The sequence below is a fragment of the Pseudomonas sp. CH235 genome (assembly GCF_004368175.1).
Classification (GTDB): domain Bacteria; phylum Pseudomonadota; class Gammaproteobacteria; order Pseudomonadales; family Pseudomonadaceae; genus Aquipseudomonas; species Aquipseudomonas paraglycinae.
On sequence record NZ_RRZJ01000002.1, the window covers coordinates 281,887 to 305,568 of the forward strand.

Below are 23,682 nucleotides of genomic sequence, written 5' to 3' on the forward strand. Positions count from 1 at the left end.
GGCGGGTCATGCGCGTTCTGATTATCGAAGACGAAGAGAAAACCGCGGACTACCTGCACCGCGGCCTGACGGAACAGGGTTACACCGTGGATCGGGCCCGCGACGGCGTCGAGGGTCTGCACCTGGCACTGGAAAGCGACTACGCGGTGATCGTCCTCGACGTGATGCTGCCGGGCCTCGATGGCTTCGGCGTACTGCGCGCATTGCGTGCGCGCAAGCAGACGCCGGTGATCATGCTCACCGCCCGCGAGCGGGTCGAAGACCGGATCCGCGGCCTGCGCGACGGCGCCGACGATTACCTCGGCAAACCTTTTTCCTTCCTCGAACTGGTGGCGCGCCTGCAAGCGCTGACCCGGCGCAGTGGCGGTCATGAACCGGTCCAAGTGAGCATCGCCGACCTGTGGATCGATCTGATCAGCCGCAAGGCCACCCGCGCCGGCACCCGGCTGGATCTGACCGCGAAGGAATTTTCGCTGCTCAGCGTGCTGGCCCGGCGTCAGGGCGAAATCCTCTCGAAAACCGCGATTGCGGAAATGGTCTGGGACATCAATTTCGACAGCGACGCTAACGTGGTCGAAGTCGCGATCAAACGCCTGCGAGCCAAGCTCGACGGGCCGTTCGACGAGAAACTGCTGCACACGATCCGCGGCATGGGTTATGTGCTGGAGAGCCGTGGTGTCCAGTAATTCCATCGCCCTGCGCCTGAGCGGAATGTTCACGCTGGTGGCGCTGCTGGTGTTCCTGTTGATCGGCGGCGCGCTGTATCAACAAGTGGACAAAGGCCTGGGTCTGTTGCCGGAAGCGGAACTCGATGCGCGTTACAGCGTGCTTGAGTCCGCGCTCAACCGCTATGGCACCCCCGAGCATTGGGTGAAGATCAACGCCAAGCTCAAGCTGCTGGGCGAAGAAGACAAGCGCATCCGTTTCTGGGTGGTCAGCGGCAATCCGGGCTACGAGTTCGGCGAGCCGGATGCCTTGATTCGCGCGTTTGCCCAAGGCCCGTTGGGCATGCGCGATCTGCAACTGCCCGACCATCCTTATCCGCTGAAAGTGCTGCTCACCGAACTGCCAGCCAAGGATCAACGCCCGCCGCTGCGCTTCATGATCGGCATCGATACCGAGACCTTTCACCAGACCCAGCATCAGTTGCTGATCGCGCTGGTCAGCCTGGCGGTGATCGGCGTGCTGCTGGCATCGGCATTGGGATATTGGGTGGCGCGGATCGGCCTCAAACCACTGATCAAACTGTCCCACGAAGCCCAGCGTCTGGCGCCGCCGTTGCGGGCCGGGCGCCTGCGTCTGTCGCCGTTGCCGCCGGAGCTGGAGCAGTTCGTCGACTCGTTCAACTCGACGCTGGAGCGGGTTGAACAGGCCTATTCGCGGCTCGAATCCTTCAACGCCGACGTCGCCCATGAGCTGCGCTCGCCGCTGACCAACCTGATCGGCCAGACCCAGGTCGCCCTCACTCGCGGGCGCTCCGCCGAGCATTATTTCGAAGTGCTGCAATCCAACCTCGAAGAGCTGGAACGCCTGCGCTCGATCATCAACGACATGCTGTTCCTGGCCAGCGCCGACCAGGGCAGCAAGGCCACCAAACTGACGTCCACCTCGCTGGCCGATGAAGTGGCAACCACCCTCGAATACCTCGACTTCATCCTCGAAGACGCGCAAGTCCAGGTTCGGGTAAGCGGTGATGCGCAAGTGCAGATCGAGATCGCTCATCTGCGCCGGGCCTTGATCAATCTGCTGAGCAACGCGGTACAACACACCGCGCCCGGTCAGGTGATCGAAGTGCAGATCGCGGTCGAGGAACATCAGGTCAGCATCGGCGTGGCCAACCCCGGTTCGCCGATTGCCAGCGAACATTTGCCACGCTTGTTCGAGCGTTTCTACCGGGTCGATGCGTCGCGCAGCAACAGCGGCAACAACCACGGACTGGGGCTGGCGATCGTCAAGGCGATTGCGCTGATGCATGGCGGCGATGTGTTCGTGCGCAGTGATCGCGGGATGAATACTTTCGGAATCCACCTCCCGGTCTGAAAAGCCCCCTCACCCTAACCCTCTCCCAGAGGGAGAGGGGACTGACCGAGTTGTTCTTTCGAGTTACGCCGACCTGAAAAATCCAGTCGAACTCAGGCTTTGAAAAGCATGAAGATCGGCTCCCTTTCCCCCTCGCCCCCTTGGGGGAGAGGGCTGGGCGGGCGGCGTTCCGATGAGGGGGGGACTTTTGCTTTTGCTGTAACAGTCATTTATGAAAATCACGCTGTTTCCCAACGCCCGGCAACCTTATCTTTGCCCGCACCAAACAGCACTTGCCAAGCAAGAAGGTTTTCAAGATGTCCAACAGTATGGGTATTGCCAGCGCTTTCGTTTTGTCCTCATTGATCCTGTCGCCGATGGCGATGGCTGAAGAATCGCAGTCGTTCGTAGCGCAAAACGCCGCTCGCGCTCACGCATTCGAACAGCATCAGGCAGAAGTGATGGCCAAGGCTCAAGACGCCACGCAAGCCCCTCAGGCCGCAACTTCCCAGACTCAGGCTTCAGAGAAAGAGAGCTGAGTCGCGCACCGCTCCGTTTCCCTCGACGCGGTTGTTTGGCTCTTCCCGTTCAACCGTCGTCCTTGCAGGCCGCTGATTTTCAGCGGCCTTTTTTCGTTGTGGTCTGTAAGCTGTCCGGTTCGTCTTTAACAATTAGAAACATCCCGCACCTCAAGACATTGAAGTGTCAGTTGACCCCAAGGAGCTTTACCGCACGTGCGTTACCCAGTTCGCTTCACCCCGCTGTTCATTGCAATTGCCGCAACGATTGCCCCCGCCGCCCACGCTGCCGAATCCGAGAAACAGGGTTTCGTTGAAGGCGCGAGTCTCAACCTCAACGCCCGCAACTACTACATGAACCGCAACCGCCTGCAGCAGACGGATGACAACATCGAGTGGGGCCAAGGTTTCCTCGGCAAATTCGAGTCGGGCTACACCGAAGGCACGGTTGGTTTCGGCATCGATGCCCACGCCATGCTCGGTCTCAAACTTGATGGCGGTGGCGGCACCGACAACTCCAGCATCCTGCCGGTCAGTGACGGCAGCGGCAAAGCGCCGGGCTCGTTCTCCACGGCGGGCGGCACTCTGAAAATGCGTGCGTTCGATACCGAGCTGAAGGCCGGCGATCTGTTCCTCGCCAACCCGGTGATCGCCGGTGGCGAGACGCGCATGCTGCCGCAGACCTTTCGAGGCCTCAGCCTGACCAACCACAGCTTCGATGGCTGGATGATCGAAGGCGGCCAGGCCAGCTTCACCAAGCCCTACAACCAGAGCGGCCACAAACGCATCGGCACCTCTTACGGCACCCTCGCCGACGGCGACAAGAGCCAGCACCTGAACTGGGCCGGCGTGGCCTGGAGCGGCGTCGAAGGCCTGACCAGCAGCCTGTACGCGTCCGAGCTGAAGGACATCTGGAACCAGTACTACTACGACCTCGACTACACCTGGGCGCTGAATGATCGGGTGACCCTCAACCCGGGCCTGCACTTCTATCACACCCAAGACACCGGCGACGCGCTGCTGGGCAATATCGACAACAACACCTACAGCCTGCATTTCACCGTCGGTATCGGCAACCACAGCGTTACCGCTGCATACCAGCGGGTCAACGGCAACACGCCGTTCGATTACATCAGCCAGGGTGACAGCGTTTACCTCGACAACTCGCAGCAATACTCGGACTTCAACGGCCCGAACGAGCGCTCGTGGAAACTCAAGTACGCCTACGATTTCGCCGGCGTCGGCCTGCCGGGCCTGACCTCGGCGCTGTCTTACTCGCGCGGCACGCTGGACCTGACCAAGGTCGATCCGGGCAGCAAAGGTTACGCCTTTTGGTACAGCGCCGAAGGCCGCAACGCCAAGCATTGGGAGCGGGACATCGATCTTAAATACGTGGTGCAGAGCGGCCAGGCCAAAGACCTCGCGGTGCATCTGCAATGGGCGACCAACCGTGGCGGCAACGGTTACGGCGCGCTGGATACGGACACAGATGAATACCGTGTGATCATCGACTACCCGATCAACGTCTTCTAAGATCGGCGCTACAGTAAAAGGCCAGCCTGATGCGCTGGCCTTTTTCTTGCCTGTGGCAGCGAAGCGGGTACGACTACGCTTACAAGAATCCCTTACCGAAACCGAACCATGATCGCGAGCCGCACCCCTACCGTTCCCGGCACGACCGGACGCTCCGAGCTGCTGCTGATCCTCGGCAGTCTGCTGAGCGTGATCGCGATTGTGTGCATCGTGACGTTTCTGCTGATCCGCGAACACGCCAACGCGCAGGAATCAGCCACCCGCGGCGCCACCACCATCGCCCAGCTGATCGACGCCGACGTGCTGCGCACCGTCGAGCTGTATGACCTGACGCTGCAAGGGCTGATCGCTGCCGCCCAGCGTGACGACCTGAAAGATGTGTCACCGCAGATTCGCCATCTGGCGTTGTTCGATCGCTCTACTACCGCGCGCTTCAAGGGCGACATCCTGTTGCTCGACAAGCATGGCGAGGTGATCGCCGATTCCTCGCGGGTCGATCCGCTGCCAGGCAATTTCGCCGACCGCGACTACTTCCTCGCCCACGCCTTCAACCGCGACACCGGCATGTTCATCAGCCGTCCGTTCAAACCCCGCTGCGACTGCGATGACGCGAACCAGTGGCGGATCAGTTTCAGCCGGCGCATCTCTTCGGACACCGGCGAGTTTCTGGGCGTGGCCGTGGCGTCGATGAAACTCGATTACTTCGATCAGCTGTTCAACAGTCTCGACATCGGCATCGACAGCACCCTCAACATCATCAACAACGACGGCATCCTGCTGGCGCAGAAGCCTTATCTGCAGAGCGATTCGATCGGCAAGAGCTTTGCTGCCCGGCCCAATGTGGTGCGGATTCTGCGCGACAGCAACGGCAATGGCAGTTTCAACAGCATTTCGAGCATGGATTATCAGCAACGGCTGTACACCTATTCGCGGGTCGGCAATCTGCCGCTGACGGTGATCGTTGCCCTGTCCAGCGAGGAAGTGTTCGGCGCGTGGCGACGCACGGCGATCCTGATCAGCGGCGCCACCGGCGTGCTGTGTGCCGGCCTGCTGTGGCTGACCTGGCTGCTGGCCCGGGAGCTGCGACTGCGGCAACGGGCCGAACACGAACTGGCGCAACTGGCGGCGACCGATGCCCTGACCGGGGTCGCCAACCGGCGGATGCTCGACCAGTCGCTGCGCCACGAGTGGTTCCGCGCCCAACGCTCGGGCCAACCCCTGTCATTGCTGATGATCGATGCGGACCACTTCAAGGCATTCAATGACCGCCACGGGCATCAGGCCGGGGATCAGGCGTTGCGTGAACTGGCGAGAGTGATCACCGCCAATGTGCGGCGTCCGGCGGATCTGGTGGCGCGGTATGGCGGTGAGGAGTTTTCGGTGATCCTCGCGGAAACCGACAGCGTCGGGGCGCAGCAGATCGCCGAGCACATTCGCGCAGCGGTGGAACAACTGCCAAGCGTGAATGAAGACCAGTCACCTATGACCGTAAGCATCGGCATCAGCACCTGGACGGCGACGAGCGAGATCAGCCTGGAGCAGTTGTTGTTCGCGGCGGACAGGGCGTTGTATCAGGCCAAGGAAGGTGGGCGAAACCGGGTCGTCGTGGCCTGAAAACAGGCATAAAAAAAGGCCACCCAAAGGTGGCCTTCAAAAAACTAGAGAGGTTTTTTACTTACACCGCCGCAACCGGGCGCATGTAAGAGATTGGTGCAGTGCTGGCGTCTTCGAACGTCACGACTTCCCAGGCATCTTTCTGCTCAATCAACTTGCGCAGCAGCTGGTTGTTCAGTGCGTGGCCGGACTTGAAGCCCTTGAACTCACCAATCAGGCTGTTGCCCAGCAGGTACAGGTCGCCAATCGCATCGAGGATCTTGTGCTTCACGAATTCGTCTTCATAGCGAAGGCCGTCTTCGTTCAGTACGCCATCGGCATCGACCACGATCGCGTTTTCCACGCTGCCGCCGAGTGCGAGGTTGTGCTTGCGCAGGTACTCGATGTCACTCATGAAACCGAAAGTACGGGCGCGGCTGACTTCTTTTACGAACGAAGTGCTGGAAAAATCCACGCTTGCACTTTGGGTGCGGTCCCGGAAAACCGGGTGATCGAAATCGATCTCGAAGCTCACCTTGAACCCTTCGAAAGGGACGAAAGTGGCGCGCTTGTCGCCGTCTTCCACTGTCACTTCACGCAGGATGCGGATGAATTTCTTGGCGGCGTCCTGTTCTTCCAGGCCAGCCGATTGAATCAGGAATACGAAAGGTCCTGCGCTGCCATCCATGATCGGGACTTCAGACGCGGAGAGCTCGACGTAGGCGTTATCGATGCCCAGGCCAGCCATGGCCGAGAGCAAGTGCTCCACCGTGTCTACCTTCACGTCACCGTTGACCAGCGTCGTCGACATGGTTGTCTCGCCGACGTTGGCCGCACGAGCCGGTATCTCGACAACCGGATCGAGATCGGCACGACGAAAGACGATCCCGGTGTCGACAGGTGCAGGCTTGAGGGTCAGGTAAACCTTCTCCCCGGAGTGCAGACCTACACCGGTGGCACGGATAATATTTTTCAGTGTGCGTTGTTTAATCATGGCATGGGCCGCTTCAGCGCAAATTGCGAACTGGTATCAACAAAGGCTGGCGATGATAGCAGACCGAGCCTTTGCTGAACACCAATCACCTGAATACCCCTGATACATTTCATCAATCGGCCTGACGACGCAGGAAAGCCGGGATGTCCAGGTAGTCCAGGTCATCTTGCGGATTCATCTTCGCGGCAGTCGCAGCACCGGCCTGAGCCTGGTTGCGCATGACGGTCGGACGGTCCAGGTCACGGTAGTTCACCGCTGGCTGCTCCTGACGAGCGGGTGCCGGTTGCTGCACCTGAGCAGCCGCCATCGAGGTGTGAACGGTGTTGTCGATGACCTTCACAGGCTTCTCGATTTTCGCGCCCAGACCAGTGGCAACCACGGTCACGTGCAGTTCGTCGCGCATGTCCGGATCGATAACGGTACCGACCTTGACCATCGCGTGCTCGGAAGCGAAGGCTTCGATGATCGAACCCACGTCGGAGTACTCACCCAGGGACAGGTCAGGACCGGCAGTGATGTTCACCAGGATGCCGCGTGCGCCTTGCAGGTTCACGTCTTCCAGCAGCGGGTTGCGGATGGCCGCTTCGGTCGCTTCACGTGCACGGTTCGGACCGCTGGCGCAGCCAGTGCCCATCATCGCCATGCCCATTTCGCTCATCACGGTGCGTACGTCGGCGAAGTCGACGTTGATCATGCCCGGACGCTTGATGATGTCGGAGATACCGCGAACGGCACCGGCCAGTACATCGTCAGCCTTGGCGAAAGCCGACAGCAGGCTTGCGTCCTTGCCGAGGATGGTCAGCAGTTTTTCGTTCGGAATGGTGATCAGCGAGTCGACGCTTTCCGAGAGCATGCGGATGCCTTCATCGGCGATCTGCATACGCTTGCGGCCTTCGAACGGGAACGGACGGGTCACGACCGCAACGGTCAGGATGCCCATTTCCTTGGCCACTTCGGCGATGATCGGCGCCGCACCGGTACCGGTACCGCCGCCCATGCCGGTGGTGATGAACACCATGTTGGTGCCGGCCAGCACTTCAGCGATGCGCTCGCGATCTTCCAGCGCAGCCTGACGGCCGACTTCCGGGTTGGCGCCGGCGCCCAGGCCTTTGGTCACACCGGTGCCCAGTTGCAGAATGGTGCGCGCGCCGATGTTTTTCAGCGCTTGAGCATCGGTGTTGGCGCAGATGAATTCCACGCCTTCGATGTTGCTCTTGACCATGTGATTGACAGCGTTGCCGCCGCCACCGCCAACACCGATAACTTTGATTACCGGGCTTGCGGGGATGTTGTCTACGAGTTCGAACATTTTCCCTCTCCTTACATTCTCTAGTTTTTTCGCCTACTGCTGTTTGTTGCGGTGTTGCGGTAAAGCGTTAGAAGTTGCCTTGAACCCACTTCTTCAAACGGTCCAGCAACGGCGCCTGCGGCTCATCGTTGCTGTAGCTGTCGCGGCTGCCGATGCCCGAGAACGAGATCCCGTCGGACTGCTTCTGCAGGCCGTACATCAACAAGCCAACGCCAGTGGAATAAATCGGGTTGCGTACCACGTCATCCAGGCCTTTCACGCCATGCGGCACGCCCAGGCGGACCGGCATGTGGAAAATTTCTTCGGCAAGTTCCGTGGCGCCTTCCATCTTCGAGGTACCACCGGTGAGCACGATGCCGGCCGGGATCAGGTCTTCGTAGCCGCTGCGACGCAGCTCGGCCTGGATCAGGGTGAACAGTTCGTCGTAACGCGGCTCGACCACTTCGGCCAGGGCCTGACGGGACAGTTCGCGCGGCGGACGGTCGCCGACGCTCGGCACCTTGATGGTCTCCCCGGCACCGGCCAGTTTGGCCAGGGCGCAGGCGTAGCGGATCTTGATCTCTTCGGCGTACTGGGTTGGGGTGCGCAACGCCATGGCGATGTCGTTGGTCACCTGGTCACCGGCAATCGGGATCACGGCCGTGTGGCGGATCGCGCCTTCGGTGAAGATCGCGATGTCGGTGGTGCCGCCGCCGATGTCGACCAGGCACACGCCCAGCTCTTTTTCGTCGTCGGTCAGGACCGAGTAGGCCGAGGCCAGTTGCTCGAGAATGATGTCGTCGATTTCCAGACCGCAGCGACGCACGCATTTTTCAATGTTCTGTGCGGCGTTGACGGCGCAGGTGACCACGTGAACCTTGGCTTCCAGACGTACGCCGGACATGCCCAGCGGCTCGCGCACGCCTTCCTGGTTATCGATCACGTAATCCTGCGGCAGGGTGTGCAGCACACGCTGGTCGGCCGGGATCGCTACCGCCTGGGCGGCGTCGAGTACCCGCTCCAGGTCAGCCGAGCTGACTTCGCGATCACGAATCGCCACGATGCCGTGGGAGTTCAGGCTGCGAATGTGATTGCCCGCCACGCCGACGAACGCCGAGTGAATGCGGCAGCCCGCCATCAGTTGGGCTTCTTCGATCGCGCGCTGGATCGACTGCACGGTGGACTCGATGTTGACCACCACGCCTTTCTTCAGGCCGCGGGACGGATGAGTGCCGATCCCGACGATTTCCAGCGAGCCGTCGTCCGCAACCTCGCCGACCAGCGCCACCACTTTGGAGGTGCCGATATCGAGACCGACGATCATTTTGCCGCTTTGCACGTTTGCCATGGGTCCTGCCTCTTCTTAATTCTTTGCGACAGCGGGTTGGGCTGTCGTCGGCGCTACTGGTTCCCGCCAGCCAACAGCGAGGCCGTTGGCGTAGCGCAGATCGATGCGCGCAATGTTCGTAATCTGTTCTTTGAGCGTCTTGTCATAGATGGCAATGAAGCGGCGCATCTTTTCCACCAGGTTGCCGCGTCCCAGCAGCAGCTCGATCCCGGGGCCGGAACTGCCGGCACCGGTGGTCAGGAACCAGCTGCCACGTTCACGCAGCTCGAGCCGCGCAATCGAGAAGCCCAGTGGCCGGAGCATCTGGCTCAGCACCTGGTATTGCTGCATCACTTGCTGCTGGGCCCGCTGCGGACCGAACAGCTGCGGCAGGTGTTCGTAATTCGCCAGTTCCTTGGGCGTGAACGCCTGGCCCTGGTTGTTGAGCAACGACTCGTCACCCCAACGCGCCACCGGCAGTTGCTCTTCGAGGCGGATCACCACCTGGTCCGGCCACACCCGACGTACTTCGGCGTGGGCGATCCACGGCATCTGCTCAAGCTCGGTGCGCATGCTCGCCAGATCGATGGTGAAGAAGCTCGACGCCACGTAAGGGGCGATCCGCTGTTGCACCGCCTGCTGGCTGATGTAACTCAGGTCGCCCTGCACCGCGATCTTGGTGATCGGCCGGTCGGCGTACGGCAGCAAACGCTGTGCGCCTTCGTAAGTGCCGAACCCCAGGGCCACCAGCAGCACCGGCCAGAACAGACCTTTCAAAAAGCCGAAGTTGGCTTTTGGCAGGCGCGCGGACATCGGCTCTTTGGCCACCATTCGGCTGGCACCCCGCGGCACCGGCTTGCGGCCGGGTGCGGGTGGCTGATGTCTGAGCTGTGCGCCTTGCATGGTCTTAACCTCGCGCCTCTTTCTTGCCATCGGCATCGACACTGGCGGCCAGAATGGCCAGGACCAGCTGCTGGAAATCCAGACCGGCCGCTTTCGCCGCCATCGGTACCAGGCTGTGATCGGTCATGCCGGGAGCGGTGTTGACTTCCAGGAACCAGAATTTGCCGTCGGCGTCCTGCATCACGTCCGCCCTGCCCCAACCGGCAATACCCAGCGCCTCGCAGGCTTGCGCCGTGAGGTCCATGAGTTCTTTTTCCTTGGCGGCATCGAGCCCGCACGGAATCCGATACTGGGTATCGTTGGCGATGTACTTGGCGTCGTAGTCGTAGAACGTGTGTGGCGTACCCAGGGCGATGGGAGGCAACACCTGGTCACGCAGGGTGGCGATGGTGAACTCCGGACCGTGGATCCATTGCTCGACCAACACTTGCGAATCGTAGGTACTGGCCGCTTTCCATGCGTCGATCAACTCGGACGCAGAACTCACTTTGGCCATCCCGATACTTGAACCTTCATGCGCCGGTTTGACGATCAAAGGGAAGCCCAGTTCCGTCGCTGCCGAAATACAATCGGCCTCGCTGCGCAGCACGGCGTGACGCGGCGTCGGAATCCCGAGCGTGTGCCAGACCTGCTTGGTGCGCAGCTTGTCCATCGCCAGTGCCGAAGCCAGGATGCCGCTGCCGGTGTACGGAATGCCGGCCACTTCGAGCAGGCCCTGCATGCTGCCATCTTCACCGCCGCGACCGTGGAGGATGATGAACGCGCGGTCGATCTTTTCGCTCAGCAGGCGTTGCAGAATATCGGCGCCGACGTCGATGCCGAACGCGTCCACACCCGCGCTTTGCAGCGCAGTGAGCACAGCGTTGCCGGACTTCAACGAAACTTCACGCTCGGCACTCAGGCCACCGAACAGCACGGCCACACGGCCGAAGTCCTTCGGGGCGATGGTGGAGAACAGGTTGGCGTAGGCAGCAGTCATTTCAACTTCCCCTCGACCGATGCCGCCACGGCGCCGGCGAACAACTCGCTTTTCAACAGTTTCGGTGCGAGACCGCCGATATCACCGGCGCCCTGGCACAGCAGAATATCGCCGGCACGCAGCAGCGGCTTGACCACCGGCGCCAGGTCGACGCCGCGCTCGATGTAGATCGGGTCGAGCTGACCGCGCTGACGGATGCTGTTGCACAGCTTGCGGCTGTCGGCACCCGGGATCGGCTCTTCGCCGGCCGGATAAACTTCCATCAGCAACAGCACGTTGGCATCGGCCAGTACATTGACGAAATCGTCGTACAGGTCGCGGGTGCGGCTGTAGCGGTGCGGCTGGTAGACCATCACCAGGCGGCGCTCAGGCCAGCCACCGCGCACGGCTTTGATCACGGCTGCGACTTCGGTCGGGTGGTGACCGTAATCGTCGACCAGCATCACGCTGCCGCCGTCCACCGGCAGTTCGCCGTAGACCTGGAAGCGTCGGCCGACACCCTGGAACCCGGACAGGCCCTGAACGATGGCCTCGTCGCTGACGCCTTCGTCGGTGGCGATGCAGATGGTCGCCAGGGAATTGAGCACGTTGTGATTGCCCGGCATGTTCACGGACACATCAAGAGGCTCGCGATCAGGGCGCAGCACGGTAAAGAAGGTCTGCATGCCCTGCTGACGAACATTGATCGCGCGCACGTCGGCGTCTTCGCTGAAGCCATAGGTCACGGTCGGACGCTTGACCAGCGGCAGGATTTCACGCACCACCGGATCGTCCAGGCACATCACCGCCAGACCGTAGAACGGCAGGTTGTGCAGGAACTCGACGAAGGTTTTCTTCAGCTTGTTGAAGTCACCGTCGTAAGTCGCCATGTGGTCGGCGTCGATGTTGGTGACCACGGCCACCAGCGGTTGCAGGTGCAGGAAGCTTGCGTCGCTTTCATCGGCTTCGGCGATCAGGTAACGGCTGGTGCCGAGCTGGGCATTGGTGCCCGCGGCATTCAGACGGCCACCGATGACGAAAGTCGGATCCAGGCCACCGGCCGCGAACACCGAAGCGATCAGGCTGGTAGTGGTGGTCTTGCCATGAGTACCGGCGACGGCGATGCCGTGACGGTAGCGCATCAGTTCGGCGAGCATTTCGGCACGCGGCACCACCGGGATGCGGCGTTCCAGCGCAGTCGCCACTTCCGGGTTGGAAGTATTGACGGCGCTCGACACCACCAGCACATCGGCGGCTGCGGCGTTCTCGGCACGGTGGCCAATGAAGATCTGCGCACCGAAGGATTCCAGGCGCTCGGTCACCGGCGAAGCTTTAAGGTCCGAACCGGACACTTCATAGCCCAGGTTCAGCAGCACTTCGGCGATGCCGCACATGCCCACGCCGCCGATCCCGACGAAGTGGATGCGACGGATGCGGCGCATTTCCGGTTGCGGCATGGCTTTCTGATTCTCAACCATGGGCCACCTCCAGACAGGTATCGACCACGCTACGGGTGGCTTCGGGTTTCGCCAGACGGCGGGCCGCTTGGGCCATTTGTTCGAGTCGTTGCGGTTGCATCAAGACCTCTGTCAGGCGCGCGGCAAGGTCCGCGGCACCAGTCGTTCTTTGCGGCATCAGGAAGGCAGCGCCTTCGCGGGCCAAATAATCGGCGTTGCGGGTCTGGTGATCGTCGATCGCGTGGGGCAAGGGCACCAGCATCGAGGGCAGACCGGCGGCGGCCAGTTCACTGATGGTCAATGCGCCGGCGCGGCACACCACCAGGTCAGCCCAGCCATAGGCCTGGGCCATGTCTTTGATGAACGGCTGCACCTGCGCATCCACGCCGGCGGCGCGGTAGCGCTCTGCAGTCACTTCATCGTGGTTTCTGCCAGCCTGATGGAACACTTCCGGACGCAAGTCGGCAGCGACTTGTGCCAGGGCTTCAGGCAGCAACTTGTTCAACGGCTCTGCGCCCAGGCTTCCGCCCAGGATCAGCAAACGCGCCTTGCGTCCGGCCAGGGCCGGGCGCGGTGTTTCGAGGAACAGCTCGCTGCGCACCGGGTTACCGGTGGTACGGCGGCTGTCCGACAGGGTAAAGGTGTCGGGGAAGGCTTCACACACCCGGGCGGCGAACGGCACCAGCAACCGATTGGCGGTGCCGGCCACGGCGTTCTGCTCATGAACGATCACCGGCACGCCGGCCAGTTTGGCGGCAAGACCACCGGGACCGGTCACATAGCCGCCGAATCCGACCACGCACACCGGACGCAAGCGGCGAATGATCGCCCGCGCCTGCCACACCGATTTCAGCAGCATGAACGGCGCCTTGAGCAGCGACAGCTTGCCCTTGCCGCGCAGGCCAGTGGCGTTGATACGGTGCAGTTCAAGACCCGCCGCCGGCACCAGATCGTTTTCGATCCCGCGCGGCGTGCCGAGCCAGTGCACGGTATAGCCGCGCGCCTGGAATTCGCGGGCACAGGCCAGCGCCGGGAACACGTGGCCACCGGTGCCGCCGGCCATGATCAATACGTTAGCGCCCATGGTTCGGCTCCTCGGCGAAGTCGCTCTCATGGAATTCCATCTCTTCACTGCCCAGGTGGGTCCGGCTCTCCCACTCGATCCTCAGCAACAGGCCAAGGCAGGCGCAGCAGATCACCAGGGAACTGCCGCCATAACTGAGGAACGGCAAGGTCAGGCCCTTGGTCGGCAACAGGCCGACATTCACACCGATGTTGATCAGGAACTGGCCGATCCACAGGAACGACAGGCCGTAGGCAACATAAGCGGCAAAAAACTGTTTGGCTTTCTCGGCCCACAGACCGATGTACATGCCGCGAATACACACGAACACGAACAGTGCCACGGTGCAGAGCGAGCCCACGGCGCCGAGTTCTTCGGCGAGAACCGAGAACACGAAGTCGGTGTGGGCTTCCGGCAGGTAGAACTGCTTCTGCACGCTGTTGCCCAGGCCGACGCCCAGCCATTCACCACGACCGAACGCGATCAAGGCTTGCGACAATTGATAACCGGCACCGAACTGGTCGGCCCACGGGTCGGCGAAGTTGGTCAGACGCGCCATCCGGTACGGCTGCATCTGAATCAGCAACACCACCGCACCAACGGCCAGCACCACCATCAGCGAGAACCGGAACAGCCCGACCCCGCCGAGGAACAGCATCGCCGCCGCAGCGCCCATCATCACGACGGTGGCACCGAAGTCCGGCTCCATCAGCAGCAGGCCCGCCATCGGCAGCAGCACGATGAACGGCTTGAAGAAGCCCATCCAGCTCTCGCGCACTTCTTTCTGACGACGCACCAGATAACCGGCGAGGTAGATCACCACGAACACCTTGGCGATCTCGGACGGCTGAACGTTGAAGAAGCTGAAACCGATCCAGCGCATCGAACCGTTCACCTCACGGCCGATCCCCGGGATGATCACCATCACCAGCAGGCCGAACGCTCCGATCAGCATCAGCCACCCCAGCCGCTGCCAGGTGGCGATCGGGATCATCATGGTGACGACGCACGCGCCCAGGCCCAGCACCACGTAGATCAGGTGACGGGTCATGTAATAAAGAGCGCTGCCCGACTGCGCCGCGCCGACTTCTGTCGATGCCGAAGCGATCATGATCAGGCCCAGACCGAGCAACGCCAGGCAACCGGCGAGCATCGGGAAGTCGAGGTCGATCCCGCGTCCGGTGATCAGCGGCGACGGGTATGGCTTGATGATGTTTCTCAAGCTCATGCCAGATCCTCCACGGCGCGGACGAACTGGTGACCACGGTCTTCGTAGTTCTTGAACATGTCGAAACTGGCGCAGGCCGGCGACAGCAGCACGACGTCACCCGGTTGGGCGGCGGCGCGGCATTGGGCCACCGCATCGACCAGCGTGGTCGCGCGAATCAGCGGCACGGCATCGCCGATCGCTTCGCCGATCTTGTCGGAATCGCGGCCCATCAGGATCACGGCGCGGCAATGGGCCGCCACCGGATCGCGCAGGTCCTTGAAGTCGGCGCCCTTGCCGTCGCCACCGGCGATCAGCACGACCTTGCCGTCGATGTCCGCACCCAGGCCTTCGATGGCAGCCAGAGCGGCGCCGACGTTGGTGGCTTTGGAATCGTTGTAGTAACCGACGCCGTCCAGATCACGCACCCACTGGCAACGGTGTTCGAGACCGGCGAAGGTGCGCAGCGCTGCCAGCATGGCGTCGAACGGCAGCCCGACCGCGTGGCCGAGCGCCAGCGCCGCCAGGGCGTTGGACTGGTTGTGGGCGCCGCGAATCTTCAATTCGCGCACCGGCATCAGGTTCTGGAATTCAAAGGCCAGGTATTTCTCGCCATTCTCTTCACGCAGGCCGAATGCCTTGAAATCGGGTTTGGTCAGGCCGAAGGTCCAGCACGGCTGGCCCTCGCCCATCAGCGGCCGGGTCAAGGCGTCTTGACGGTTGACCACGAACTGCTTCGCACCACGGAAGATCCGGTGCTTGGCCAGGTGATAGGCCGGCAGACCGCTGTAGCGGTCCATGTGGTCTTCGCTGATGTTGAGCACGGTCGCCACTTCGGCGTTGAGCTGGTCGGTGGTTTCCAGCTGGAAGCTCGACAGCTCCATCACGTACAGCTCGACGTCATCGCTGAGCAGATCCAGCGCCGGCGTACCGAGGTTGCCGCCCACGGCCACGCGCTTGCCGGCCGCAGCCGCCATCTCGCCGACCAGGGTGGTGACGGTGCTTTTCGCGTTGGAACCGCTGATGGCTACGATCGGCGCCTTCGCGTTACGCGCGAACAGCTCGATGTCGCCGGACAGCTTCACGCCACGGGCCGCGGCGGCTTGCAGGGCCGGGGTCGCCAGCGCCAGGCCGGGGCTCACGTAGAGCTCATCGGCACGGCACAGGAATTCGACGTCCAGCTCGCCACAACGCACTTCCACGTGCGGATAGTCACGCTGGAGCGTGGCCAGTTCCGGTGGATTTTCCCGCGTATCGGCCACGGCAAACGCCACGCCCCGGTTCGCCAGGAAGCGAACCAGGGACATGCCGCTCTTGCCGAGGCCGACAACGATGCGGAAGTGGTCAGAAGCGATCAGAGACACTCGTTCTACCTCAGCTTCAGGGTGGCAAGGCCGATCAGCACGAGAATCACGGTGATGATCCAGAAACGGACGATCACGCGCGGCTCGGGCCAGCCTTTGAGTTCAAAGTGGTGGTGAATCGGCGCCATACGGAACACACGGCGACCGGTCAGCTTAAAGGACGCAACCTGAATGACGACTGACAGGGTTTCCATCACGAACACGCCGCCCATGATGAACAGGACTATTTCCTGACGGACGATCACCGCGATGGTGCCCAGGGCTGCGCCCAGCGCCAGTGCGCCGACGTCACCCATGAAGACTTGCGCCGGGTAGGTGTTGAACCACAGGAAGCCCAGGCCGGCACCGATCAGCGCGCCGCAGAACACGATCAGTTCGCCTGCGCCCGGTACGTACGGGATCAGCAGGTATTCAGCGAATTTCACGTTACCCGAGAGGTAGCAGAAAATGCCCAGGCCACCGCCGACCATCACGGTCGGCATGATTGCCAGACCGTCGAGGCCGTCAGTGAGGTTGACCGCGTTGCTCGAACCGACGATCACGAAGTAAGTCAGCACGATGAAGCCGGCGCCCAGCGGAATGCTGTAGTCCTTGAGCATCGGCAGGATCAGGGTGGTTTCCACCGGAGTGCTGGCAGTCATATAAAGGAAGATCGCCGCACCGAGGCCGAACACCGACTGCCAAAAATATTTCCAGCGACTCGGCAGACCACGGGAGTTCTTCTCGATCACCTTGCGGTAGTCGTCGACCCAGCCGATGGCGCCGAACAGCAAGGTCACCAGCAACACGACCCACACATAACGGTTGCTCAGGTCAGCCCACAGCAGGGTGCTGACACCGATCGAAGACAGGATCAGCGCGCCGCCCATGGTCGGCGTACCGGATTTGGACAGGTGCGATTGCGGGCCGTCGTTACGAACCGATTGGCCGATCTGACGGTTCTGCAGGGTGCGGATCATCCACGGGCCGTAGCACAGCGACAAGACCAGCGCGGTCAGCACACCGAGGATCCCGCGCAGGGTCAGGTACTGGAAGACCGCGAAGCCTTTGTAGAACTGTTGCAGATACTCCGCTAGCAGCAGCAGCATTAATGTTTCTCCAGACTGGACCCGCACAGGGCCGCAACGATGTTTTCCATCGCTGCGCTGCGCGAACCCTTGATCAAAATGGTGGTGTTTTTGTCCTGCTCGGCGTCGAGGGCCTGGATCAGTTCGGCTTGGGTGCCGAAGTGATGCGCCTCGTTACCGAATGCGTTCACGGCGTGGACCATGTTCGGCCCGACGGCGTATAGCGCGGAAACCTTACCTCGGGCGTATTCGCCCACGTCGCGGTGCCCCTGCTCCGCCCAGTCGCCCAACTCGCCGATATCCCCGAGCACCAGGACGGTGCGACCGGAAAAGCCGGCGAGTATATCAACGGCCGCGCACATCGAGGTGGGGTTCGCGTTGTAAGTATCATCGATCACGCGCATGCCGTTTTTCGCCAGTTGCGCGACGGTGCGACCCTTGACCGGTTGTACCGCGCCAAGCCCGGTGGCGATGCCGAACAGCGACACGCCCAGTGCGTGAGCGGCAGCGGCGGCGGCCAGGGCGTTGGCGACGTTGTGGGTGCCGAGCAGGTTCAGCTGAACCCGTTCCACACCTTCAGGACTGTGCAGGTTGAACGCCGGGCAGCCGCGGGCATCGGTGGCCAGGTCGCTGGCGTAAAAATCCGCCTGAGTGTTGCTCAAGGCAAACGTCAGCACCTTGCGGGCGCCGGCGCGGGTCTTCCAGATACCAAACGCCTTGTCATCAAGGTTCAGCACGGCGACGCCGTCGGCCGCCAGCCCTTCGATGATTTCGCCTTTGGCTTCAACGATTTTCTCCGGCCCGCCGAACTCACCGACATGGGCGGTCCCGGCGTTGTTGAGGATCGCCACGTGCGGCTTGGTCAGCCCTACGGTGTAAGCGATTTCACCCAGGCGCGAGGCGCCCAGTTCGATCACTGCCGCGCTGTGTTCCGGGGCGAGTTCGAGCAGGGTCAGCGGTACACCGAGGTCGTTGTTCAGGTTGCCACGGGTCGCGTGCACCGAGCCGCGCGTGCGCAGGATGCTCGCGAGCATTTCCTTGACCGTGGTCTTGCCGCTGGAACCGGTAACGGCCGCGACCGGTTTGGTGAATGCGGCACGGTTCAGCGCACCCAACTGGCCGAGGGCCTGGCGGGTGTCCTTGACCAGCAATTGCGGCAGCGTGCTGTCGGCGACTTCGCGCTCGACCAATGCCGCAACGGCGCCTTTGGCGGCGACTTCATTCAGATAGTCATGACCGTCGAAACGCGGGCCGGTCAGGGCAATAAACAGTTGGCCAGCCTTGATCGCGCGGCTGTCGATGCTCACGCCGTCAAAACTGGCGTCGGCACTGACCAGACGGGCGTCAAGCGCGTTGGTCAGTTCGCTGAGTTTCAGGGCCTTAAGCATGGGCCACCTCCCACGCGGTCAGGGCGTGATCAGCCTCGACCAGATCGGAAAACGCATGGCGCTCGCCGTTGATTTCCTGATAGTCCTCGTGACCTTTGCCGGCCAGGACAATCACGTCGTCGGCCGAAGCGCCGGCAATCAGTTGCGCGATGGCCTGGCCACGGCCAGCCACGAACGTCACGTTATCCACAGCCGTGAAGCCGGCGCGGATGTCATCGAAAATCACCGCCGGGTCTTCGGTGCGCGGATTGTCGTCGGTCACCAGCACGCGGTCGGCCAGACGCTCGACCACTTCGGCCATCAGCGGACGTTTGCCGCGATCGCGATCACCGCCGCAGCCGAACAGGCACAGCAGTTGGCCTTTTACGTGCGGGCGCAACGCGGTCAGCACTTTTTCCAGCGCGTCCGGGGTGTGGGCGTAATCGACCACCACCAGCGGCTGGGTGCCACCGCCGAGACGCTGCATGCGTCCGGCCGGGCCTTCGAGTTTCGGCAACACCTTGAGAATTTCGTCGAGCGCGTAGTCGAGACCGAGCAGCGCACCGACGGCGGCCAGCACGTTGCTCAGGTTGAAACGACCGAGCAGCGTGCTGCGCAGATGGTGTTCGCCCTGCGGCGTGACCAGCGTGGCGCGCACGCCGTGGTCGTCGAACTGCGCTTCACGCACATAGAGGTAGGCGCTGCTGTCGAGGAGGCTGTAAGTGATCAGCCGCGATTCGCGCTTTTCAACGGCCAGTTGCCGGCCGAAATCGTCGTCGAGGTTGACCACGCGGCACTTCAGGTCATTCCAGGCGAACAGCCGGGCCTTGGCCTCGGCGTACGCTTCCATGGTGCCGTGGTAATCCAGGTGATCGCGGGACAGGTTGGTCATCACCGCCACGTCGAACGCCAGCGCGGTGACCCGGCCCTGATCCAGACCGTGGGACGAGACTTCCATGGCCACGGCCTTGGCGCCGGCCTTTTTCAGGTCGCCCAAGGTCGCTTGCATGGCAATCGGATTCGGCGTGGTGTGCAGGCCGCTTTGCAGCGCGCCATGAAAACCGGAACCCAAAGTGCCGACGATGCCGCAATGCTGGCCGAGCAGGTCCAGCGCCTGCGCCACCAGTTGAGTCACGCTGGTCTTGCCGTTGGTGCCAGTGACGCCGATCAGATTCAGATGATGACTCGGCTCACCGTAAAAACGCCCGGCGATGTCCGACAGCTGCGCTGCCAGGCCCTTGACCGGAATCAGCGGCACTTCGGTGATCGGCAGCACGGTGGCGCCTTCCACTTCATAAGCCACGGCAGCAGCACCGCGCTGCAAGGCGTCGGCGATGTGCGCACGCCCGTCGAACTTGCCGCCCGGCACGGCGAGGAACAGGTCACCCGCGCGAACGTTACGGCTGTCGAGCGCCAGTTCACGGATCAACAGATCGTGGCCGGCGTGGGGGAAAATCTTGTTCAGACTCAGAGACATCAGCCGCGCCCTCCATTGGCTTTCAGCGGAACGGCCGGGGTGGCGTTGGCCTGTTGTGTGGTCGGCAGGTTGTCCGGGGTGACGTTCATCAGGCGCAGAGTGCCCGACATCACACGGCTGAACACCGGCGCCGAGACCAGACCACCGAAGTAACCGGCCTTGGTCGGTTCATCGATCACCACGACGATTGCATAACGTGGATCGCTCATCGGGCCGAAACCGGCGAACAGCGAGCGGTAAGAGTTTTCGGCGTAGCCCTTGGTGCCGACCGACGTTTTACGCGCGGTACCGGACTTGCCACCCACGTGATACGCCGGCACCTGCGCACGGAACACGCCGCGCGGGGCTTCGATCACCTGTTGCAGCATGCCTTGCATGGTTTTCGCGACGGCTTCCGGCAGCACCTGGGTGGTCTGCGGCGCCTTGTCGGTTTTGATCAGAGTCAGCGGTGCGAGACGACCGTTGTTGGCCAGCGCCGAGAACGCGTGCACCAGCTGAATTGCCGTCACCGAAATACCGTAGCCGTACGACAGCGTTGCGGTCTCGGCCTTGCGCCACTCGCGGTAGTTCGGCAGGTTGCCGACACGTTCGCCCGGGAAGCCGAGGCCGGTGTCCTGGCCGAGGCCGACTTTCTGTGCGAGGCGGAAAATGGTTTCGCCGCCGATATCGAACGCGACCTTACTCATGCCGACGTTACTGGAATTGATCAGAATGCCGGTCAGGTCGAGCACCGGACCTTCGGTCTTCGATACGTCCTTGATGGTGTACTTGCCGATCTGCAGGGAGCCCGGATACACCTCGACGGTGTCGCTCGGTTTCCAGCGGCCGGTTTCGATCGCGGCGCTCATCGAGATCGCTTTCATGGTCGAACCGGGTTCGAACACGTCGATCATCGCGCGATTACGCATCATCGCCGGCTGCAGGTTGCGACGGTTGTTCGGGTTGTAGGTCGGCTGGTTGACCATGGCGAGGATTTCGCCGGTCTTCACGTCCATGATCACCAGACTGCCGGCCTTGGCGCCGTTCTCGATGATCGCGTTGCGCAGCTCGCGGTTGGCCAGGTATTGCAGACGCAGGTCAATCGACAACGCCAAGGGCTTGCCGGCCTTGGCGTTTTTGGTGACCTGGACATCCTTGATCAGCCGTCCGCGCCGATCCTTGATGACTTGCCGCTTGCCGGGCACGCCGGCCAGCCATTCATCGTAGGCCAGTTCGACGCCTTCACGACCGTGGTCATCGATGTCGGTGAACCCGACCATGTGCGCCGTCACTTCACCGGCCGGATAGAACCGGCGGAATTCTTCGATGCCGTAGACGCCCGGCACTTTCAGGTCGAGCACGGCCTGGCCCTGCTCGGGGGTCAACCCGCGCACCAGATAAATGAATTCTTTGTTGGCCTGGGCTTCGAGACGTTCGGCCAGGGCTTTCGGATCCTGCCCCAGCGCGGCAGCGAGCGCAGGCCACTTCTCTTTGGCGGTCTGCATTTCCTTGGCGTTCGCCCACAGCGTGGTCACCGGGGTACTCACGGCCAGAGGCTCGCCGTTACGGTCGGTGATCAGACCACGGTGAGCCGGAATCGGAATGTGCCGAAGACTGCGCGCATCGCCCTGACCTTTGAGGAAGTCACGGTCAACCACTTGCAGGTCGATGATGCGCCAGCAGATCGCCGCGACCATCACGCCGAGAAGTGCCACCATCAGACGGAAACGCCACGGGAAGAGAGCCCCCTCGAGTTTCATCATGGCGCCACCATCTTCACGTCAGCTGCGCCTGGGATGTGCATCTTCAGTTGTTCGGTGGCCAGCACTTCGATCCGGCTGTGGGCGGTCCAGGTGCTTTGCTCCAGGATCAGGCGCCCCCACTCGGCCTGCGCCTTGTCGCGCACGCTCAGTTCGTTGTAAAGGGTGTTGAGCAACTGCCGGTTCCAGTGGGCGCTGTAAGACACGCCGATGGCCGACACGAGCACGCCGATGAACAGCAGCAGCATCAAAAAGCTGCCGCCGGGCAGTGGCTTGGCGAAAAGCTTGCTCACCGCAGCTTCTCCGCGACGCGCATGACGGCGCTACGGGAACGTGGGTTGGCTTTGAGTTCGGCGTCGGAGGCCGTCTGCGCTTTGCCATGGACTTTGATTTTCGGTTCGAACGCAACGTGGCGAACCGGCAGGTTGCGCGGCAGGTTGTCGGCTTCGCCTTTCACCAGCTTGCGCATGAACAGTTTGACGATACGGTCTTCCAGCGAGTGGAAGCTGATCACGACCAGACGACCGCCCACTTCCAGGCATTCGAGCGCGGCTTCAAGACCCGCTTCCAGATCGCCCAGTTCGTTGTTGACGTGAATTCGCAGGCCCTGGAAAGCGCGGGTTGCCGGGTTCTTGCCCTTTTCCCACGCAGGGTTGGCGACTTTCAGGACTTCGGCCAGATCGGCGGTGCGTTCGAACGGCGTGATGTCACGACGCTCGGCCACGGCACGGGCCATGCGGCCGGAGAAACGTTCTTCGCCGTATTCCTTGAAAACACGGGCGATTTCTTCCACTGGCGCGGTATTGACGAACTCGGCTGCGCTGATGCCACGGGACGGATCCATGCGCATGTCCAGCGGGCCATCGTTGAGGAAGCTGAAGCCACGCTCGGCATCATCGAGCTGCGGCGAAGACACGCCCAGATCCAGCAGAATGCCGCTGACCTTGCCGGCCAGACCCTGTTCGGCAACGACCGACCCAAGCTCGGCAAAGCTGCGCTGCACAACGACAAAGCGGCCGTCTTCGGCCGCCAGCGTTTGCCCGGTGGCAATCGCTTGAGGATCCTTGTCGAATCCGATGAGCCGACCATCCGGCCCGAGCTTGCTCAGGATCAACCGGCTGTGCCCGCCGCGCCCGAACGTGCCGTCCAGATAGCAGCCATCAGGACGTACGGCGAGAGCCTCGACGGCTTCGTCAAGCAGTACGGTGATGTGGTTAAAGCCGCTATCAATAGTCACAGGATCAGATCACGCAGTTCGTCAGGCATGGCGCCCGGTTGTTGTATGGCAGCCAGGTCAGCGGCAGAAACCGCATTCCAGGCATCTTCGTCCCACAGTTGGAACTTGTTCAGTTGGCCCACCAGCATCGCGCGCTTGTCGAGCTTCGCGTATTCGCGCAGGCGCGGCGGCACCAGGAAACGACCACTGCCGTCGAGCTCGAGGTCAACGGCATTACCAATCAATAAACGTTGCAGACGACGGTTCTCTTCGCGAAGCGAAGGGAGCGCGCGCAACTTGGTTTCAATAATTTCCCACTCATCGAGCGGGTAGACACACAAACATGGATCAACGGCATCAATGGTCACGATCAACTGGCCGGAACTGCGCGAATCGAGCTCGTCACGGTACCGGCTCGGCATGGCGAGACGGCCCTTTGCGTCGAGACTGATAGCGTTAGCTCCGCGAAACACGTCTGCGTTTCTCCAATTTTTATCGTTTTGAGCTCAAAAAACCCACTTCATGCCACTTTCCGCCACTTGCGCACACTATAGGAATGCGCCCACCACACCGTCAAGGCGCGGATTAAAGG

General features: G+C 62.0%; 21 protein-coding genes. 5 read left to right on the forward strand and 16 right to left on the reverse strand.

What is annotated here, in order from left to right:
* Nucleotides 1-8 precede the first annotated feature (8 nt).
* The 5 genes from EIY71_RS03495 (at nucleotide 9) to EIY71_RS03515 (ending at nucleotide 5,684) form a co-directional block, all read left to right on the forward strand.
* Entirely contained in the window at nucleotides 9-686 is a 678-nt protein-coding gene (locus EIY71_RS03495; RefSeq protein ID WP_011335857.1) for a heavy metal response regulator transcription factor, read from the forward strand.
* The gene (locus EIY71_RS03500) at nucleotides 676-2,040 is read left to right on the forward strand and encodes a heavy metal sensor histidine kinase (protein ID WP_102687556.1); all 1,365 of its coding nucleotides are present in this window, start codon (nucleotides 676-678) and stop codon (nucleotides 2,038-2,040) included. The genes EIY71_RS03495 and EIY71_RS03500 overlap by 11 nt, the downstream gene beginning before the upstream one ends.
* Before the next feature lie 296 nt (nucleotides 2,041-2,336).
* On the forward strand, nucleotides 2,337-2,558 hold the full coding sequence (locus EIY71_RS03505; RefSeq protein ID WP_085745348.1) for a hypothetical protein: 222 nt from the start codon (nucleotides 2,337-2,339) through the stop codon (nucleotides 2,556-2,558).
* Between the two features lie 195 nt (nucleotides 2,559-2,753).
* Entirely contained in the window at nucleotides 2,754-4,070 is a 1,317-nt protein-coding gene (locus EIY71_RS03510) for an OprD family porin (RefSeq protein WP_085745349.1), read from the forward strand.
* Between the two features lie 108 nt (nucleotides 4,071-4,178).
* A complete protein-coding gene (locus tag EIY71_RS03515; RefSeq protein WP_085745350.1) occupies nucleotides 4,179-5,684 on the forward strand; it encodes a sensor domain-containing diguanylate cyclase in 1,506 nt (501 codons plus the stop codon).
* Nucleotides 5,685-5,745: 61 nt separating this feature from the next.
* On the opposite strand, the gene lpxC is transcribed toward EIY71_RS03515, so the two are convergent.
* From lpxC to mraZ, 16 genes are all read right to left on the reverse strand, one after another.
* Complete coding sequence (gene lpxC / locus EIY71_RS03520) at nucleotides 5,746-6,657, reverse strand: UDP-3-O-acyl-N-acetylglucosamine deacetylase (RefSeq protein ID WP_007956752.1); 912 nt, start codon at nucleotides 6,655-6,657, stop codon at nucleotides 5,746-5,748.
* 112 nt (nucleotides 6,658-6,769) lie between these two features.
* A complete protein-coding gene (ftsZ, locus tag EIY71_RS03525; RefSeq protein ID WP_007956754.1) occupies nucleotides 6,770-7,966 on the reverse strand; it encodes a cell division protein FtsZ in 1,197 nt (398 codons plus the stop codon).
* Nucleotides 7,967-8,033: 67 nt separating this feature from the next.
* Entirely contained in the window at nucleotides 8,034-9,293 is a 1,260-nt protein-coding gene (gene ftsA / locus EIY71_RS03530) for a cell division protein FtsA (RefSeq protein ID WP_007956755.1), read from the reverse strand.
* Between the two features lie 15 nt (nucleotides 9,294-9,308).
* Complete coding sequence (locus EIY71_RS03535; protein ID WP_007956757.1) at nucleotides 9,309-10,175, reverse strand: cell division protein FtsQ/DivIB; 867 nt, start codon at nucleotides 10,173-10,175, stop codon at nucleotides 9,309-9,311.
* 4 nt (nucleotides 10,176-10,179) lie between these two features.
* Nucleotides 10,180-11,154: a D-alanine--D-alanine ligase gene (locus tag EIY71_RS03540; protein WP_007956758.1), complete on the reverse strand. Its 975-nt coding sequence runs from the start codon at nucleotides 11,152-11,154 to the stop codon at nucleotides 10,180-10,182.
* Nucleotides 11,151-12,611 carry a UDP-N-acetylmuramate--L-alanine ligase gene (gene murC, locus EIY71_RS03545; RefSeq protein ID WP_102687553.1) on the reverse strand — a complete coding sequence of 487 codons (1,461 nt, stop codon included), beginning with the start codon at nucleotides 12,609-12,611 and terminating at the stop codon, nucleotides 11,151-11,153. The genes EIY71_RS03540 and murC overlap by 4 nt, the downstream gene beginning before the upstream one ends.
* Nucleotides 12,604-13,674, reverse strand: coding sequence for an undecaprenyldiphospho-muramoylpentapeptide beta-N-acetylglucosaminyltransferase (gene murG, locus EIY71_RS03550; RefSeq protein WP_011335863.1), 1,071 nt, complete (start codon nucleotides 13,672-13,674; stop codon nucleotides 12,604-12,606). The genes murC and murG overlap by 8 nt, the downstream gene beginning before the upstream one ends.
* Complete coding sequence (gene ftsW, locus EIY71_RS03555; protein WP_007956765.1) at nucleotides 13,664-14,881, reverse strand: putative lipid II flippase FtsW; 1,218 nt, start codon at nucleotides 14,879-14,881, stop codon at nucleotides 13,664-13,666. Before ftsW ends, murG begins: the two co-directional genes overlap by 11 nt.
* On the reverse strand, nucleotides 14,878-16,224 hold the full coding sequence (gene murD, locus EIY71_RS03560; RefSeq protein WP_039766248.1) for a UDP-N-acetylmuramoyl-L-alanine--D-glutamate ligase: 1,347 nt from the start codon (nucleotides 16,222-16,224) through the stop codon (nucleotides 14,878-14,880). Before murD ends, ftsW begins: the two co-directional genes overlap by 4 nt.
* A 5-nt stretch (nucleotides 16,225-16,229) precedes the next feature.
* Entirely contained in the window at nucleotides 16,230-17,312 is a 1,083-nt protein-coding gene (gene mraY, locus EIY71_RS03565; RefSeq protein ID WP_007956769.1) for a phospho-N-acetylmuramoyl-pentapeptide-transferase, read from the reverse strand.
* Nucleotides 17,312-18,679 carry a UDP-N-acetylmuramoyl-tripeptide--D-alanyl-D-alanine ligase gene (gene murF / locus EIY71_RS03570; RefSeq protein WP_134020506.1) on the reverse strand — a complete coding sequence of 456 codons (1,368 nt, stop codon included), beginning with the start codon at nucleotides 18,677-18,679 and terminating at the stop codon, nucleotides 17,312-17,314. Before murF ends, mraY begins: the two co-directional genes overlap by 1 nt.
* Nucleotides 18,672-20,135, reverse strand: coding sequence for a UDP-N-acetylmuramoyl-L-alanyl-D-glutamate--2,6-diaminopimelate ligase (locus EIY71_RS03575; RefSeq protein WP_085745353.1), 1,464 nt, complete (start codon nucleotides 20,133-20,135; stop codon nucleotides 18,672-18,674). The genes murF and EIY71_RS03575 overlap by 8 nt, the downstream gene beginning before the upstream one ends.
* Nucleotides 20,135-21,874 (reverse strand): penicillin-binding protein 2, encoded by a 1,740-nt coding sequence (locus EIY71_RS03580; protein ID WP_170929382.1) that lies wholly within the window; start codon nucleotides 21,872-21,874, stop codon nucleotides 20,135-20,137. Before EIY71_RS03580 ends, EIY71_RS03575 begins: the two co-directional genes overlap by 1 nt.
* The gene (gene ftsL / locus EIY71_RS03585) at nucleotides 21,874-22,167 is read right to left on the reverse strand and encodes a cell division protein FtsL (protein ID WP_085700842.1); all 294 of its coding nucleotides are present in this window, start codon (nucleotides 22,165-22,167) and stop codon (nucleotides 21,874-21,876) included. Before ftsL ends, EIY71_RS03580 begins: the two co-directional genes overlap by 1 nt.
* Nucleotides 22,164-23,111, reverse strand: coding sequence for a 16S rRNA (cytosine(1402)-N(4))-methyltransferase RsmH (gene rsmH / locus EIY71_RS03590; protein ID WP_039766256.1), 948 nt, complete (start codon nucleotides 23,109-23,111; stop codon nucleotides 22,164-22,166). The genes ftsL and rsmH overlap by 4 nt, the downstream gene beginning before the upstream one ends.
* Nucleotides 23,108-23,563, reverse strand: a complete 456-nt coding sequence (gene mraZ, locus EIY71_RS03595) for a division/cell wall cluster transcriptional repressor MraZ (protein WP_007917012.1) — start codon at nucleotides 23,561-23,563, stop codon at nucleotides 23,108-23,110. Before mraZ ends, rsmH begins: the two co-directional genes overlap by 4 nt.
* Nucleotides 23,564-23,682: the final 119 nt, after the last annotated feature.